Source organism: Frankia sp. AgB32 (genome assembly GCF_023243045.1).
Taxonomy (GTDB): domain Bacteria; phylum Actinomycetota; class Actinomycetes; order Frankiales; family Frankiaceae; genus Frankia.
On the sequence record NZ_JALKFX010000013.1, the window covers coordinates 1 to 16,286 of the forward strand.

General features: G+C 68.0%; 10 protein-coding genes. 2 read left to right on the top strand and 8 right to left on the bottom strand.

Annotated features, from left to right (window positions below):
- Positions 1-71: 71 nt before the first annotated feature.
- The 8 genes from MXD60_RS06080 to MXD60_RS06115 all read right to left on the bottom strand — a co-directional run bounded on the left by MXD60_RS06080 (position 72) and on the right by MXD60_RS06115 (position 12,368).
- Positions 72-806: a reverse transcriptase domain-containing protein gene (locus MXD60_RS06080; protein ID WP_248817982.1), complete on the bottom strand. Its 735-nt coding sequence runs from the start codon at positions 804-806 to the stop codon at positions 72-74.
- A gap of 558 nt (positions 807-1,364) precedes the next feature.
- Positions 1,365-1,784, bottom strand: a complete 420-nt coding sequence (locus MXD60_RS30210) for a transposase (protein WP_518467438.1) — start codon at positions 1,782-1,784, stop codon at positions 1,365-1,367.
- A gap of 193 nt (positions 1,785-1,977) precedes the next feature.
- A complete protein-coding gene (locus MXD60_RS06090; protein WP_248817983.1) occupies positions 1,978-2,280 on the bottom strand; it encodes a hypothetical protein in 303 nt (100 codons plus the stop codon).
- 155 nt (positions 2,281-2,435) lie between these two features.
- A complete protein-coding gene (locus tag MXD60_RS06095; protein ID WP_248817984.1) occupies positions 2,436-4,151 on the bottom strand; it encodes a protein kinase domain-containing protein in 1,716 nt (571 codons plus the stop codon).
- Positions 4,152-4,238: 87 nt separating this feature from the next.
- On the bottom strand, positions 4,239-7,109 hold the full coding sequence (locus MXD60_RS06100) for a type I restriction endonuclease subunit R (protein WP_248817985.1): 2,871 nt from the start codon (positions 7,107-7,109) through the stop codon (positions 4,239-4,241).
- A 251-nt stretch (positions 7,110-7,360) separates the two neighbouring features.
- Positions 7,361-8,599 (bottom strand): restriction endonuclease subunit S, encoded by a 1,239-nt coding sequence (locus MXD60_RS06105; protein WP_248817986.1) that lies wholly within the window; start codon positions 8,597-8,599, stop codon positions 7,361-7,363.
- Positions 8,596-10,590 (bottom strand): HsdM family class I SAM-dependent methyltransferase, encoded by a 1,995-nt coding sequence (locus tag MXD60_RS06110; protein WP_248817987.1) that lies wholly within the window; start codon positions 10,588-10,590, stop codon positions 8,596-8,598. Before MXD60_RS06110 ends, MXD60_RS06105 begins: the two co-directional genes overlap by 4 nt.
- Positions 10,587-12,368 carry an HsdM family class I SAM-dependent methyltransferase gene (locus MXD60_RS06115; RefSeq protein WP_248817988.1) on the bottom strand — a complete coding sequence of 594 codons (1,782 nt, stop codon included), beginning with the start codon at positions 12,366-12,368 and terminating at the stop codon, positions 10,587-10,589. Before MXD60_RS06115 ends, MXD60_RS06110 begins: the two co-directional genes overlap by 4 nt.
- Positions 12,369-12,895: 527 nt before the next feature.
- Here MXD60_RS06115 and MXD60_RS06120 point away from each other — a divergent pair.
- A complete protein-coding gene (locus MXD60_RS06120) occupies positions 12,896-15,370 on the top strand; it encodes an ATP-binding protein (RefSeq protein WP_248817989.1) in 2,475 nt (824 codons plus the stop codon).
- 50 nt (positions 15,371-15,420) lie between these two features.
- Entirely contained in the window at positions 15,421-15,810 is a 390-nt protein-coding gene (locus tag MXD60_RS06125; RefSeq protein WP_248817990.1) for a hypothetical protein, read from the top strand.
- Positions 15,811-16,286 lie beyond the last annotated feature (476 nt).

Sequence of the window (16,286 nt, forward strand, 5' to 3'; positions counted from 1 at the left end):
GGGGGACGATTTTGGCAAGCACGCCGAGCGAAATACGATCGGTGAGCCGCTCGTTTTCAACGGCTGGCAGTTCAACTACCTGACGAAGACGCACCACGGCAGGATTCTATCTTCTTGCCGGCCGAAATCGCGACAGGATCCATCCGTCGCCCACTGATCGACGTTGAGGAACTCTCCTGGATGCCGTGTTCGAAAGTTGACCGGAAAGGGATCGGGTGTTGGCGTGTCGGGATGGACGAACACCCCTCCTCCTTAACCGAGTGGCATTGTGCTATAAGCCAGCGCCGCACGTACAGCACGATCCACTTCTGGTCGGTGTTTGCCTCCACCGCCTTGACGATGAGGCTGTGCGGGACGCTGTCGAAGAACTTCTCCACGTCCAGGTCGAGGACCCAATCGTGTTTCCAGCAGCGTGCCCGGCACTTTGCCACCGCGTCGATTGCCGACCGGCCCACCCGGTATCCATCCGAATCCACGTGGAAGATCTCCTCCGTACGTTTCCCCAGATGCCGAGCGACCACTGTCTGTGCGATCCTGTCCGCGATGGTGGGCACCCCGAGCATACGGATGCCCCGACCTCCATCTTTGGGTATTGGCACCGCTCGCACCGGGCTCGGGAAGTACGACCCTGAACTCATCCGATTCCAGATCCGGTAGAGCTGGCCCTTCAGATCCTTCTCGAACTCCGCCAGAGAAACCCCGTCCACGCCCGGAGCCCCCTTGTTAGCTCTGACCTTCTGGTATGCCTCCCACACTTCCCACTTTGAGATCTCAAACGGTTTCTCGTTCCGCTGTGGTCTGCCCACCCGATCCCTCCCGGGAATCCTCCCGGTTGCCCGAACGAACCAACCTGGACGGTCCGGCCCCTTCACTCCATCCCGATTACCGGGATTTCAACGCTAGTATGGGCCAGTCCGACTGCACGCCCCGCGACGCTACTCGACGTCTCACGGTTTCTGCCGCTTGACGGCTTCGCTCTCATCCCAGATATTTCGGGACAGTGTCGGGGCATGCCCTCCCACGTTCCGCATGGAAGCCGCAGACCGGGCTCGTGCCGCCATTCACACCGGGCACCGTCTGGCCAGTAAACGGGTATCCGCCAGACTCATCCCAGAACACGCTCTACATTCCGGTTTTGATGCCAGCTGCACATTTCGATGCTTCAACAGCGGAGAGCTGAGCTCACCTTCCCGGTCCCCAGCTGACGCATCACGTGCGCCTTTTCCTCAACGCTCACCACGACAGTCTTCAGCTAACGCAGCTTGAGGTGCTTTGAAACCTCCCCCCGCAGGGCGGTTCCGGAGGGCCACAAATCCTCCATCTTCCATGCAGTTACACGTCTTCGCAGGAACAGCCGACCTACCCTACGCGGCCAACCCACTCAACGTTCGTGGTACACAGAGCGCGCGTGCTTTTCCCATAATATCCAGCGCGGTCTCGGTCGTCGCGAGCCTGGATTTCAACCGATCATTCTCGCGGCGCAGCTTCTCCAACTCGATCTGCTCCGCCGACTTCCCGGGCTTCTTCTCCGGAACGCGAGCCACGGCACCTGCTCTTCCCAGGGCCCCCGCGTCACGGGCCCGAGTCCACTCCACCACATGCGAGGAGAACAAACCCTCCCGACGCAGGACCGCGCCTTTCTCTCCATGCGGAGCGTTCTCGTACTCCGCGACGATCCGCAGCTTGTACGCCGTCGTGAACACCCGCCGCGACGGACGCGGCGCCGGATCACGCGACGGCGACGACCCGCCCGGACTCTCCTGCGACTCAGACTCCACGAACACAAGGATCTCCGATCACCCCTCCGAAGCCAACCCGCACCCGCTGGGGTGTCTCACACGAGTCTGACAGGGAGGGGCCCACCCCGAGCGGTTCGCCCGCCGGCCACGACCACCCCGCCTACCCAAGACCGTGTGGATCAACCAGCCCATTCCAAGCCAACCGAGCGACGACCAACTGTCGCAGTTGACTTGACAACTAGCGAAACTCCCGCATCATCTGATCAAGCTCTCGCTGACTCCACTCCCGCTCCTGCTCCGCTGCCAGACGGTTCACCACCTCATTGCGGTCGCGGGACTGCCAGGCGCGGCTGAACGAGCCATCCCAGTCGACCGGACGCAGCGGCAGGCGGCCCCCGGACCGCGGGTCCGCGGAACTGCCTTGCGACGGATTGGCCGACTCCGGATCAGTGCCGGCACGGGAGTCCGACGCAGGCACGGCGGCGTCCTGGTCGACGTCAGGGGCCTTCTCGGGGCCGGGGTCGGTCGGGGCATTGGACACGGTGATCCTCCCTGTGGCTGGCACCGCCGGTAATGATCCCACTGCATCCGGTTCGCCGGGCCGCCGAGGGTAGACCCAGCACGGCAGCCCGTCCTGCCTGGGAAGGCATGTCGGCCGACGGCGCCGTCATCGGGTTGTTGTGGAGCCAAGGTCCGCTATGTGGCGTGATGGGCTGCACCGAGCTTTTCGATGATCTTGTCTAGGTTCTGGAGTTCGCCGGAAGCGCCCGAGCCGTGGGTCGCCGCCAGGGCGTTGCGGAGGGCTTTGAAGGCGGTCAGCGCGGCTGCGGTCCTGCCGGTGGCGGCGAGCATGAAAGCGGCGGTGCGGCGTGCTTCCAGAATGCGAAGGGGTTCGTCCTTCGCCGTGTCGGCGTTGTCGAGGTAGGCGCGGAGGCGGTCGAGGGCCTTCTCGGGGGCGCCGATGCGGGCGTAGGCGAGGCCGGCGTAGTAGGCGCAGTCGAGCACCCACGGATTGCTGGGCTCGACGTGGTAGCGAAGATAGTCGGCGCGCACGGCATCGTTGAGGGCGGCGGCCCGGGTGAACCTGTCGGCCAGGTAGAGCGTCTCGGCCAGGGCGCGGCGCAGGTCGAGGCCGCGGGGTGGATCCGCCGCGCCGGCGGCGACGGCCGCCTCGAGCAGGTCGATGGCCTCCGCCGGCCGGTCCGCGTCGACGAGCGTCGCGACCTGGACGAGTAGCCGGTCGACCGCCGCGTTGGACAGCCGCGCGGCGGCGGCCGGTGCCGAGCGGTCCAGCTCGATGGCCGGCGGTCCTGCCTCCGGCGGAATGCCGGCCACGGCTGCGTCTAAGACGGCGGTGCCGGGGTGTGCCGCCCAGGCGCCAGCGCCCGCCGCGGTGGTTCGGCGCGGCACGACGAGCAGCGGGTGGCGAAACGGCTGCGTCGGGTCGAGCCCGTCGCCGGCGGGCGTCGCGGGCGGGGCTGCGGCCCACCGGGCGAGGGCCTGGTAGGCATCCACCGCCGTGGGACGGGTCCGGCTGTCCTTGGCGAGCATCGCGTGGACGAGTTCGGCCAGCTCGGTGGGCACGTCCGGCCGTAGCGCGCCGACCCGCGGCGGGTCGGCTTTGACGTGCAGCTCGCGCAGCGACACACCACTGCCGGTCAGGTAGAAGACCCGCTCGCCGGTGAGCAGGCCGAACAGCAGGCAGCCAAGGGAGTAGAGGTCGGACGCGGGCGTGATGACGCTGCCGAGGTGCTGTTCGGGCGACATGTACTCCGGCGTGCCGATGGTGTGGTCGACCTGGGTGAGCCGGGGCGGGGCGTCGGCGCCGCGCAGGATCGCGATGCCGAAGTCGAGGACCTTCACGAACCCGCCGGGCACGAGAACGAGATTGTCCGGCTTGATGTCGCGGTGGACGACGTCCACGGCGTGGACGCTGGCCAGGACCGCGGCCACCTGGGCGCCGATGCCCGCCGCACGGGCGATGGCCAATGGCGCGTCGTCGTAGTCGGTGTCCTCGATGAGCTGGTGCACGGTCGATCCGCGCAGCAGCTGCATGACGAGCCACACCCGGCGGCTGCCGTCAGGGAACGTGTGGACGCCCGTGTCGAAGACCGCGGGGATGCCCGGATGCTCCAGGCTGGCGGTGGTGCGGATCTCTCGCAGGAACCGCTTCTCGTTGATCGCCCGCTGTTCCTCGAACGCGATCCGCTCGGCGCTGCCCGGCGGGCCGGGCGGGTTGCCTGCCGGCCGGAGCAGCTTGATGGCGACCTGGCGGTCGAGGCGCTCGTCGTAGCCGTAGGACACCTCGGACATGCCGCCGCTGCCAAGCAGGCCGTCGATCCGGTACCGGCCGGCGAGCCGGATCCGGTTATCCAGCGGGCCGCCGTTGGCGGTCGTGTGCGGGTCAGTCACGTCTTCCCCCGTGCCGAAGGAACTGCCGGAGGTCCGAAATATCCCCCGTGCTTTCTTCTACCAGTGCCGGTTGGTGGTGGGAGCGCGTCAGGTGGTTTCGCGGAGCATTTCGGCGCGCAGTCGGGCCAGGGCCTCGTCGCGGGCCGGGTCGGTGATGATCCGGTAGGCGCGCTTGCGGGCGGCCTCCTTGACGGCCTGCTGGAAGTCCTGGTTGTCGAAGTAGAGCTTCATGAAGTCCTCGTTCTTCCCGGCGTTCTCCGCGACGATGTCGTCGAGGCGGCCGTCGGCGACCTGGCCGAAGCGCGCCTCGTCGTTCATCAGCGCGACCTGCTGCATCTGGGTGTTCTCGACCAGGCTGGCGACCTGCTGGAAGAGCAGGATCTGGTCGGAGGTGCCCAGGCTCAGGCCGAAACGCTCGTTCAGGTCGGTGATGACGTCCGCGAGCCGGACCGTCTCCGGTTCGATGTAGCCGCCGCCGTCGGCGGCGTGGCCGCGGACGACTTGGTCGCCGGACGGTGCGAGCGACACGTCATGGTGACCGGTGAACTCAAGCCGGTAGTGCGACAGATCGGCGTCGCCGATGTCGACAGCCGTCGCGGCCCGGCCCGGCAGGCGGCGCAGCAGGATCCGGCCGTACTGGTAGAGCCGTTCGAGTGTCGCGTCGCCCCAGTCGATGACCTGTGCGAGCAGGCTGTAGGCCCGGCAGTATTTCTGCAGCGCGTCGCGGAACTCCTCCTGCTCCGCCACGGTCGGCAGCGCCTTGAAACGGTCGATCGCGGGGTCGAGCAGGCGGTGCAGCTCGGCGTGCAGCTTGTTCTCCGCAGCCTTGGGCATCCGGTCCGGGTCGGCTGACCCGAGCACCCGCATGAACGCCTCCAGCTCGGCGACGTCCAGGATCTGGAAGTCCATCACCTCCTGCTGCTTGCGGTAGAGCAGGTTCGCGTCGGGCTGCTCGGTGAGCGTGCTCTCGAACCAGGGCTTGAACGAGTTCTGGATGTCCTCGGCGGCGTTGACGAAATCGACGATCCGCACGTCGTCCTGGGATTTCAACGGGTGGGTCCGGTTCAGCCTGGAGAGGGTCTGGACGGCGGCGACGCCGGTCAGCGGCTTGTCGACGTACATCGCGCACAGCAGCGGCTGGTCGAAGCCGGTCTGGTACTTGTCGGCGACGACGAGGATCCGGTACTCCTCCTGGTTGCGCGCCGCCGCGTCGGGGTCGTCAGCCTTCGTGTAACCGAACCGTTCCGGGAGCCGACCCTCCGGAAAGCCGTTGATTTTCGACTCGGTGAACTCGTGGCCGCTCTCCTCGTCGGTCAGCGAACCGGAGAACGCGACCAGCGGGCGGCAGTTCGCCAGACCCTTGTCATCGACGTACCGGCGGATCGCCTGGTACAGGTTGAGCGCCTGCTGCCGGCTGTCGGTGACGACCATCGCCTTCGCCCGGCCGCCGAGGCGGCCGGCGATGTTCGTGTGGAAGTCCTCGACGATCAGCTTCGCCTTCTGCGCCGCCGACTCCGGATGCGCCTCGACGAGCTGGACGAGCTTGCGCCGCGCCTTCTTCGTCTCGACCTCCGGGTTGGAGATCTCCGAGTCCTGCTGCGCGACGGCGTCGCTGGACAGCCGCCACATCGCGTCGTAGGTCAGGTAGTTCGCCAGGACGTCGAGGATGTAGCCCTCGTCGATCGCCTGCTGCATCGAGTACACGTGGAACGGCACATACAGCGGCTTGCCGTCCTCGTCCAGACGGTCCGGGTCGAGGGTGCCGAAAAGCTTCAGCGTGGCGGACGTGGGAGTGGCGGTGAAGGCGAAGTACGACAGGTTCGGCTGCCTGCCGCGGACCCGGGTCAGGTAGGTCGCCTCGTCCTCGTCGGGCTCCCGCTGCGCCTTCGAGCCGATCGCCTGCTTGAGCTTCGTGGCCTGCTCACCGGTCTGCGACGTGTGCGCCTCATCGATGATCACCGCGTAGCGCTTCGAGCCCAGGCCCTTGCCCGCGACCTTGTCGAGGATGAACGGGTACTTCTCCAGCGTCGAAATGATGATCTGCGACGTCGAGTCCGTCAACGCGGCCGCGAGCTGGCTCGAATCCTCGTCGATCTTCTTGACGACCCCGGGCGTGTGGTCGAACTGGTAGATCGTGTTCTGGAGCTGCTGGTCGAGCACGAGCCGGTCGGTGATGACGACGACCTTGTCGAACACCTTCTGGTTGTCCACGTCGAACAGGGTCGACAGGCGATGCGCCAGCCAGGCGATCGTATTCGACTTGCCCGAGCCGGCGGAGTGCTGCACCAAGTAGTCCTGGCCGGCGCCCTGCTCCTGGGCATGGCGGACCATCGCCTGGACGGCGTGCCACTGGTGGTAGCGCGGGAAGATCCGTCCCCGCTCGTGGACGCTCCGCTTCGAGCCCTTCTTCTGGTCCTTGGCGTCGACGTGCACGAACCGCTGCAGCATCTCCAGCCAGTTGTGCCGGCTCCAGACCTCCTCCCACAGGTAGGCGACCCGATAGGAGCCCTCCCTGGCCTCCGGGTTGCCGGCGGCCCCCGACTCCCCCGGGCCGTTCGTGCCCAGATTGAACGGCAGGAACCGGGTGTCGGGGCCCGTCAGCCGGGTCGTGACGAACGCCCTGTCCGGATCGACGGCAAAGTGCACCAGGGCACGCTTCGCGAAGAACAGCTCCTTCGGATCCCGCCGCCGGTACTGCGCGACCGCGTCCTCGGCCGTCTGCCCGGTCATTCCGTTCTTCAGCTCGATGGACGCCACCGGCAACCCGTTCACGAACAACGCCAGGTCGACGGACTCGTTCGGATTCTTCGCGCTGAAACGAAGCTGCCGGGCCACGGTCAGAACGTTGGCGTCGTACTCCTTGAGCGCGTCGACCGCCAGCGTGTGCCCAGGCCGGAAGTACGCCAGCTCAATCTGCACCCCCCGATCCCGCACCCCCTGCCGCAGAACGTCCAGCACCCCCCGCTCGTCGATCTGTGCCGCCACCCGCTGGCAGAATTGCCCGTGCGCAAGCTCCTTGGAACCGTAGAGCGCAACAAGCCGATCCCAGCTCTTCTGCTGCGTCGCCCCGATAAACCGAACCAGCTCAGCAGTATCCAGCCCAAGCCCAGCATCAAACCCAAACGTGGGCTGCCCCGCCTCCCACCCATGACCATGCAGTTCCTGCTCGACCCGAGCCTCAAAGGCATGCTCCGTATGCATCCCCGGCGTCATGCGGCTCCGTCCAGTTCACGCCCGGTCGCGACTTCGAGCCGCCCAGTCACCGCAGCCGCGATTACCGCTTGACGGCGCTCCGCAAGAGCAGCTATCTGATTGAAGAGCCGCGCGTTCAACTCACTCACCGCTTTGAGTCGACCATCAATCCTCTTGACAAGCTCACGCTGTGTCGGCAGGTCCGGCAGCGGCACACGGAAGTCACGAATCTTGCTGCTGCTTGTTGATGCGAGGTTTGTAGTCTTGTTGCCAGTGCTTTCGAAGTACCGTCGCGCTCGCGATGCCCGCGTGAGCAACGCCAGGTACTCAGGCTCTATCACACGAAGGTCCGGCCGCACGGCGAAGACATGATTCTGATGTAGGCACTCCGAAATCTCTCCGCGCCAAACAGTCCCACGACCGAGCTTGTCAAGATCTCCACCCTCTGTCATCAGGACGTCTCCGATCTGCAGGCGCGATGTGGCCACGGTCTTACGCGGTACCGTGATCTCAGCGACCTCACTAAGATCGACATAGCCAACCTGCACATTGGCGACCCGCAAGTACGGCAGCGTGACGACGTCGCCGTCGTTCTGACGTCCGCTGTCAACTGTCACGCCGGTCTGGACGAAGGCCAAGTACCCAAGGCGGACAGTCGGGACGAAGCCTGGTCGACCGATATACTCGTCGATCAAACTCAGAGTCAGCTCATCAAGCAGTTCCCGCTGTCGAAGGCGCTGCGAGACGAGTCGACCGATGCGGGCGGTCTCGGCGTCGAGGAAGTCGGCGATGCGGCGCTGCTCGTCGAGTGGCGGTCGAGAGAACTGGAGGTTCCCGACCTGTTCGGCATTCAGGTTCGCCTGAGTGTTACTTCGCGCCTGCTCGATGAGGCGCGGTCGCAGCGCGACTAGCGCATAGCGAAGGAACCGTGAGTCAGTATTGCCATCGACTCGAAGGCCAAGAATCGCCTGGTTCCAGGCCGCCGGAACTTCCAGCCACGCAGTATGCCCGAGACTGGCGTACATGCTGAAAAGGATCGTCCCAGGCTCACCGATCTTCAGCCGCGATGCGCGTATGCCATCGGCAGATACACGCCGTGTGGTGGTGATGACCGAGTCAACGGACGACATGTCCCCGATCGCTACCCAGGCATAGCCGCTGTCACCATCGGACCAATAACTGGGCTCGTCGACGGACGGTGTGCCACCTGCCGTGAACTGAGCGACTCTTTTGAGCGCAACCGTCGACCAGGTCACGCCGTCACCTCGCCGAGGAGCTTCTGGATCTGGGCTTCCAGGTCCTTGAGTTCGGCGTCGATCTCGGCGAGGGGCCTTGGGGGGGTGTAGACGTAGAAGTGGCGGGTGAAGGGGATCTCGTAGCCGACCTTGGTTTTTTCCTCGTCGATCCAGGCGTCGGGGACGTGCGGGGTGACCTCGCGGGTGAAGTAGGTGTGGATGTCCTCGTCCAAGGGGACGTTTTCGAAATCTCGCAGGTCCGGGTCTGGGATCGGCTTGCCCTTGTGGAGCTGGACCTCGCCTTCTGGGTCGGAGACGGCGACGGCGTTCCAAAAGGCTTTCAGGTGCGCCGCGGTGCCGGGCAGGCTCGCTCCGCCGGCCATAGCGGCGGCCAGCAGCTCTGACGTGGCCTCGTCCTTGGTTCGCCAGACGGAGCCGATCGCGTCGTGCAGGGCCTCGACCAGCTTCTGCCGACCGTCCCACTTGGCGAGTGCCTTCGCCTCGGTCAGGGCGAGCAGGGTGTCCTCGGTGATCTCGAAGCGTTGCTTGAGTGGCCGTTCGACGGTGATGCGATGGTAGCCGAAGTCCCGCGTCCCGAAAATCTTCACCTTGCCGTGGTCCGGGTTCTCCGGATCGCCGGCAACCTCCAGCGCCCGGACATACAGCTTTGATACGTGGTCGATCTGGGCGTCGCTGATCTGCTTGCGCTTGTCGCCGAGGGACTTGCGCATCTTCACCGACTGGTCGCGGGCGTCCAGCAGGATCACCTTGCCGGCGAGCTTCGCCGGCTTGCGGTTGGAGAGGATCCAGAAGTAGGTGGAGATCCCGGTGTTGTAGAAAAGCTGGTCGGGCAGGGCGACGATGCCTTCGAGCCAGTCGTTCTCCAGGATCCAGCGCCGGATGTTCGACTCGCCTGACTCCGCGGCGCCGGTGAACAGCGGCGAGCCGTTGAAGATAATCGCGATCCGGGCACCCTTGCCCTCGACCCGCTCCATCTTCGAGATCATGTTCTGCAGGAAGAGGAACGACCCGTCGTTGATCCGCGGCAGGCCGGCGCCGAAGCGGCCCGCGTAGCCGAGTTCGGCCTCCCGGTCGACGTCGTCCTTGACCTTCTTCCACTCCACCCCGAACGGCGGGTTGGCGAGCATGTAGTCGAACCGGCGGCCGGCGAACCGGTCCTGGCTGAACGAGTTGCCGAGCTTGATGTCGCCCTGCTGGTCGCGCAGCAGCATCTCCGCCTGGCAGATCGCCCACGACTCCGGGTTGAGTTCCTGGCCGTAGAGGAACACCTGCGCGCCGGCGTTGAGGGACCTCAGGTGGTCAGCGGCAGCGGTCAGCATACCTCCGGTCCCACAGGCCGGGTCATAGATGTTGATCACCTGTCCAGGCCCGGCGATGACGTCTGCGTCGGCGTCGGGAGCTACCAGCAGGTTGACCATGAGCTTGATGACTTCACGGGGCGTGAAGTGCTCACCGGCGGTCTCGTTCGAGTCCTCCGCGAACTTGCGGATCAGGTGCTCGAACACGTAGCCCATGTCGTGGCTCTTGAGCTTGTCGAGCTCGTCTATCTGCGCGAACCGGCTGACGACCAGGTATAGCAACTTCGCGTCGGCCAGTCGGGCGATGGTCTCGTCGAACCGGAACCGATCCAGCACCTCGCGGACGACGGGCGAAAAGCCGTTGACATAATCCCGCAGGTTCTTCGCGACCACCGATTTGTTTGTCGGGTCGGAGGCGATCGTGGCGAAGTTCTGCCGGGAGACGTTGTAGAACGGCCGGCCCGCGGCGCTCTCCAGCGGCTTCTGCCGGTTCGTCAGACTCGCGGGCAACGCGGCATCGCGGTCTCGCACGGCCTGCCGGGTGTCGACCATGACCGCGTCGAGTCGCCGCATGAGCGTGAACGGGAGGATCACGGCGCCGTACTCGTGCCGCTTGTAGTCGCCGCGCAGGAGGTCGGCCACCGACCAGATGTCGGCGGCCATTTTCGAGTGGCTGGGCCCCGGGGAAGTCACAGGTTCTCCTCGTGCGTCGGCGTCGTCGGTGCAAGCCGGTCGGGGGTCAGGGTCCCGGCCGTCAGCCCGTGCAGGGTCTGGTCGATCACGGTGGTGCTGAGCCTGGCGAGCGTTGTCAGCGCCGCGCGCAGGTCGGACAGGCGCCGGAACTCGGCGCCGTAATGGCGCTGCTCGGCGATCGAGAGCCGGGGGATCCGGCAGCGGCGCAGGTCCTCGCGGCCGAGCACGCCGATTGTCCTCGGGATCGGTACGGCCTCGACCTCGGGCCGCAGGAACATCGCCACGAAGTCGGGGTCGAGCCGGGCCCGGTCCAGTTCGACCACGTGGGTCGTCATCCCACCGGTCCGCTCCTCGCCCGTCGCCGCGAGAACGCCCGGAGCCCGCGGCCAGACGAGGACGTCGCCGGCGTGCGGCGTCGTGCCCCGCAACCTGATCGTCACAGCGCCCGCACGTTCGAGCTCCGCGAGCGTCACGTAGGCGAAGTCGTCCCGGACGTGGGCCGCCGCATACCGCGGCAGCCCGGCGCCGAGCCGGGCGTAGATCGCTTCGAGCTGCCCGGCGATCCGGGCGATGTCGTCGGCACCGGCCTGCGCCTCGGTGGTGACATACCGGGAGGGCAGGATGTTGGCCTCACCGTCCTGGAGCAGCCGCGCCCGGGTCACCGCCCGAGCCGGCACCGGGCCGGGCCGGGCCCGCCCCGCGCCGCCCGACGCCGCCCCGGCTGCCAGGCCGAACAGCTGCCGCCACTCCCCGAACTGGTGCGGCACCGCGGCCATGTCGGCGGCGGCGAAGTCGACCAGGACGACCGGCTCGTCGTCCTGGTCGCCGCGCGGGCGGCGCAGCACCCACAGGCAGGCCTCGCCGGCCGCGGTGCTCATCTCGGCCGGTAGCGCGATCACCGCACGCAGCGCGCCGCCACCAATCATCAGCTGCCGGATCGTCTGCCCGGACGGCGAGACACAGGCCCGCGGCGAGACGGCGATGACGGCGGTGCCGCGCGGGCGCAGGTGGGCGTAGCAGTGCTGCACCCAGGCCAGCTCGCCGTCGCGGGGCTCCGGGCGGCCGAACTCCCAGCGGCGGTCGGTCGCCAGCTCGTCCGCCGGCCAGCCCGGCCGGTCGAACGGTGGCTCGCACACCACCGCCGCCGCCCGCCCGAGCAGCTCGGTGAACCGGTTGCCGCGCAGCGAGTCGCCGAGGCGGACGTCGTACGGCCCGGCCAGCGGATGGCCGCGCAGGCCGAGGGTGGCGCTGCGGGCCAGCCGCTCGTCGTTGTCCTGGCCGAACAGCCGAACCCGCTGCTCGAACCGGTCCGCGGCGGCCAGCAGCAGGGTGCCGTCGCCGCAGGCCGGGTCGAAGACGACCGGCAGGTCGTCGGCGGTGGCGAACAGATCGTCACCACCCGCGCTGGCCGCGGTCGTCGGTGGCAGCAGCGAGACGAGGACACGGGCCAGCCGCTGCTCGGCCTCGACGTCCCGCTTTGCCTGCTCGACGAACGCGTCACGGGTCGACCAGCCACCGGTCGGGCCGTCGAGGGCCTGCGTTCCGGTCTCCGTCCGGCCTGCCTTCGCGAGCTGCTCCGCGCGACCGGAGTGTTCCAGCCAGTCCGCCACGGCGGCCCAGCGAAACGTCGGGTTGGTGTCGTTGCCGCCGACGGGGCTGGGGAAGGCGTCGTAGCGCCGGCGCCAGTTCGACACGGCGGCGCGGCCGACGCCGATCCGCCGCGCGATGGCGGCAGCCGTCAGCTCTTCCTGCCCGTCGAACTCCACATGCCGGACCATACCGGCGTGATCGCCACCTAGGCAAGCTCTGTGAACGATTCAAGCTGACGTACACAAGACCGGTGTTCACACTTGACGGACGATTTGGCGTGGCCCTAAGGTCCTGGATTGTCGCGGATCGGTCGCGATGCGCACAGGCCAGGGCCCGGCACCGTCGCTCTCGGACGCGGAGGCGACCCGCCGCTCGACCCCTGGCCGGTTTCACCTTCGGCGTCGCCGCCGCTCCTCTCAGGGCGCGTCGTCCCCCAGTGTCCACCGCGCCCCGTGCCGCCCTTGACGCGCCCTCGCCATGCCCGGCGCGGCCGCGTGTTCACAGCCATTCCGCCATCCCCGCCTGGCCCGAGGGCCGGGTTCCGCCTGTGCCGATCCAGTCGGGTCGGCAGCGCAGGAAGGGTTGCCGCCCGCGAGGTCCCCGGTGTTACAGGGGGCCCCGGGGGCCTCGCGGGCAGCACCCCCCCACCCGCCGCACCCACACGAGCTGATACCGCGAACACCCATCAGAAATCCTGGGGGAAACGATGACCGACATGGATCTGCCTGAGCCGCGCGTTCCGCACGGGGAGAGTCCCACCTCCGCGCCAGAGCCGGCGCCGGCGGTCAGGGCGACGCCGATCGCCGAGCTGGCGGCGGCGCGGCTGGCCGCGGCGGCACTGCCCGAGTCGGTGAAGGCCGTACTGCGCGAAGCGTCCGACGCGGTCGAGAGGCCGGCGGCGAGTGCGATGGGCCAGATCTGGCTGGAATCGATCACCGTCGCCGGCTACCGCGGCATCGGCGCCCCGGCCAGGCTGTCGCTGCCCGCCGCGCCGGGCGTCACGCTGGTGGTCGGGCGCAACGGTTCCGGGAAGTCGAGCCTGGCCGAGGGCGCCGAGACAGCCTTCCTCGGCACGAACACCCGTTGGCAGCGCCAGGATGACTCCCGTCGTGGCGCCTGGCGCAATCGGCACGAGCTCACCCGCCGGCCGCGGATCGATCTGGCTCTCACGGTCGGCGGCGGTCCGGCGACGCTGACCCGCACCTGGCCGGGCGACGACTTCACGAACTCCGACGGCGTGTTCCAGCGCCGTGGCCAGCCGGCCGTGCCCGCCGCGCAGGCCGGCTGGGCACGGGCCGCGGCCGAGTACCGTCCCTTCCTCTCCTATGCCGACCTGGGTCAGTTGATCGACGACAAGGCGGTCCGGCAGTACGACATCGTCGACAAGATCCTCGGTCTCGGCTACCTCACCGCCGTCGACGGCCTGCTCAAGGCCGAGCAGAGCCAGCACACCGCGGCGGTCAAGGCCGTCAACAGCGGGCGGGCCACACTCACCGCCGCGCTCGAAGCGCTGCTCCTCGACCTGCCCGAAGAGACCCGCGCCGACGCCGCGCTGAAAGCCGTGGCAAGGAAGCCCGGTCCCGACCTTGCAGCGCTCGACCGCCTCCTGACCAACCTGCCCTCGGCGCAGGACGGTGACCTCGCCGAACTGCGCCAGCTCGCCGACCTTCAGGGACCCGACCTCGACCTGGTCGACGAGGCGGTGCAGCGGCTGCGCGACACCCTCGCCGCCGCCGCGGCTGTCACCGGCACGAACGCCGAGGACGCCTCGCTGCGCGCCGAGCTGCTCTCCCAGGCACTGCGGCACCGCGACCGGCACGCGGGCAGCGAGGCCTGCCCGGTCTGCGGCACCGAGCAGGTCCTCGACAACGCCTGGGCGGACCGGGCGGCGGCGCAGGTCACCGCGCTGCTCGACGAGGGCCAGGCGGTCCGGACGGCGAACGCACAGCGGCGGCTGGCCGAGACCGGGCTGAAGGCGCTCATCGTTTCGCCGCCAGCGGTCCCGCCCGCGCTCGCCGCGGTGTGGCAGGCCTGGGAGGCGTGCCGAGCGCGCACGGACCTGGCCGCGCTGGCCGACGAGACCCTCGGCACGGCGCGGACGCTGGCGCAGGCGTGTTCCAGCGCCCGCGAGCAGGCCCGGGTCCTGCTGGCGGAGCGTGACGACCGGTGGCGTCCACTCTTCGCCAGCCTGCAGATCTGGACCGCGCAGGCCCGCGCGGTGAACGCGACCAAGGCACGCAGGAGCGACCTGAAGAAAGCGCGCGACTGGCTCGACGCACTCATCCGGGACCTGCGCCAGGAACGGCTGGCGACCTTCGAGGCCCAGGCGCAGGAGATCTGGGCGCAGCTGCGGCACGAGAGCAGCGTCAGCCTCACCAGGGTCGGCCTGGACGGCAAGGAGACCTCGACGCTGCGCCGGCTGATCCTCGACGTCTCCGCCGACGACGCCGACGCCTCGGCGCTCGCCGTGATGAGCCAGGGCGAACTGCACGCGCTCGCGCTGGCACTGTTCCTGCCGAGGGCCCGCACCGCCGACAGCCCGTTCGGCTTCCTTCTCATCGACGACCCGGTGCAGTCCATGGATCCCGCCAAGGTCAACGGACTCGCCCAGGTGCTCTCCGATCTGGGCAGCCAGCGGCAGATCGTCGTGTTCACCCACGACACCCGCCTCCAGCGGGCGTTCACCAGCCAGGGTCTGCCTGTCACGATCCGCAAGGTCGAGCGGGGGAAGGCATCGAAGGTTGAGATCGAGGACGCGCTCGACCCGGTCAAGCAGGCGCTCAAGGATGCCCGCGGCTTTGCGCTGGGCAGCAGGAAGCTGCCGGCGGCGGCGCGGACTCATGTCCTGCCCGGCCTCTGCCGGATCGCGCTGGAAAACGCTTTCACCGAAGCCGCCTGGATCCGCCACCACCAGGCCGGCGGGGCCGAACCGGTCTTCGACGCCGCCCTTTCCGACGCGGAGAAACTCACAAAGGTCGCCGCCCTCGCCTTCTTCGGCGACGCCAGGAGATCCGAGGACGTCTACCGCGAGCTGAAGGACCGTTGTGGTAGCTGGGCAGTCAGGATCGTCCAGGACTGCCAGAAGGGCGCCCACCCCGACGGCGCCCAGATCGACGACCCCAACCGCTTCGTCGAACTCGTCAAGAGCCTCGCCGACGCGGTCCGCAGGCCGGACCTCGCTGCCCGCTGATCCACTCGTTCACAATCCATCCCCGTCTCACCGCCGACCGGGAGAAACCCGTGAGCACGCCACCTGTCGACACCACCGGCGCCACGATCAACGAACTGCTCCAGACCGCCGAGCTGCTGCTCGCCGGCCGCCTCCAGGCGACGCTCGCCGCCCGCCACCGCGGCGCCGCCCTCGTCCTGCGCACCGCCCTGGAGATCGCCGTCGACGCGGCGCTCGCCGCCGCCGAGCCGGGGCTGTCCACCCCGAACATGGCCGCCAAGCTCCACTGCCTGAGCCACTACAGCACCCCCACCGCCGCCCGGCGGGCCCGCCGGGCCTGGTCCCACCTGTGCGTCGCCTACCACTACCACCAGTACGAGATCGGCCCCACCAGATCGCAGGTCCAGGCCTGGCACGCCGAGGTCTCCACGCTGGCCACGTCGCTGGTGCGCCGTCCATGAACGTTTTCGGGTGGCGGGAACATGCCTGGCCGGGGCTGAAGTCACGGAACGCAGCGGGCGATCTGCCTGTTTCGTCCGATGTCTGCGTGGCAGCGGGAGCATCGTGGTCCTTCTGTACGGTTCGACGTCCGATTCGTCCGTACAGAGCCGTACAGAGCGACCATGAGGGCAGCCAGGCCTGATCAACCCAGGCGCCGACGACCACGTACGGTCATCGTGACCGTCCGGCGGCGATGCCGTCCGCGTACCTACGCACGTTCGTGGACAGCGCACTAGTAGGGGTGTGACCGGTTTCGTTCCATGCGTTCACAGGACGTGGTGGATGCCGTCTGACCTGGGGTGTTGGCCTTCCCGTCCGGCCCCTCGTGGGTAGATTGCCTGCGGCCAGGCGATGTCACCGATATCGACTGGTTGGGTACGCCTATCCCGGACGATCACATTGATCAACGATCAACGACCCACTAACACGTCAGGAG

Excerpts from the sequence above, each read along its gene's own strand:
- MXD60_RS06115 (WP_248817988.1), bottom strand. The coding sequence starts at position 12,368 with ATGGTCCGGCATGTGGAGTTCGACGGGCAGGAAGAGCTGACGGCTGCC.
- MXD60_RS06120 (WP_248817989.1), top strand. The coding sequence starts at position 12,896 with ATGGATCTGCCTGAGCCGCGCGTTCCGCACGGGGAGAGTCCCACCTCC.